This is a genomic window from Oleiphilus sp. HI0080, from assembly GCF_001635135.1.
The window spans coordinates 1-829 of record NZ_LWFU01001035.1 but is presented as its reverse complement, the minus strand read 5'-3'; the positions used below and the strand labels follow the sequence as shown (position 1 = coordinate 829).

General features: G+C 48.1%; 1 protein-coding gene. It reads right to left on the bottom strand.

All coding sequences use genetic code 11. The annotated features are described in order from the left end of the window. A partial coding sequence (locus A3751_RS23190) for a hypothetical protein (protein WP_197466529.1) occupies positions 1-829 on the bottom strand: 829 nt, incomplete at both ends.

Below are 829 nucleotides of genomic sequence, written 5' to 3'. Positions count from 1 at the left end.
CTGTAAAGTTCGGGTTAACCGTCAAACCCAAGGTTTTATTGGTGCCAAAACGCACCTTTGCATCCACGCCAAACTCATTAATGTCGTAATTGCTAGACTGTTCAAACTCGGGATCACCTGGGTCACGCTCGTCATCCTTATGGAGGATATAGTGCGGCGTCACCTCTACATTCTGAACTCCGTACAAATCTCGCTTAGAGGCTATCTGCGCACTCGCGCCCATATCCTCCTCTTGCTGCTGAACCCGCTTTTCGTACTCAACCTTCTCTGCGGCACTCATTGCCTCAGAGTCCGCTAAGGGAGCACGTGCATCAGCCAGCTCCTGCTCCTTCGCTCTCTTGACCAACATCATAGAGCCAAGCGTTTTATCTGTACTACGCGGATAGGACCGCTTGAACATCAACAGCAGCATTTGATCAGTGTCATCCTCATGCTTTGGAAGACGAATCGATTGATGCGGTATGGCAATTTCGACAATGTAACCGGAGTCCGTTACTTGTGCTTCGGCAATCCAGTTAGAATCCCAGTCATAGTAATAACGATCAGCGACAGTGTTCTGAAGAACGTCCGTTAACACACCGCTCGGGTTTACACGAAACTCATACTTTTTACTGCCAGTACCTGTCGGATCAACAACCAAAGAAACATAATCGTCTTCCTTTACGGCATCGCGATTACGAAATGCCGTTCTTATCTGGCTTGGATCTGGGTCTCGCGCATCGAACGCGAAAAAGGTATGCGTGTCAGTCAACAACGCATAAACGTAAGTCTCAACACTAGCCTTTCCATAGCGCTTTGGGTACAGCTCATAGTCGATGCTAAAAATCTG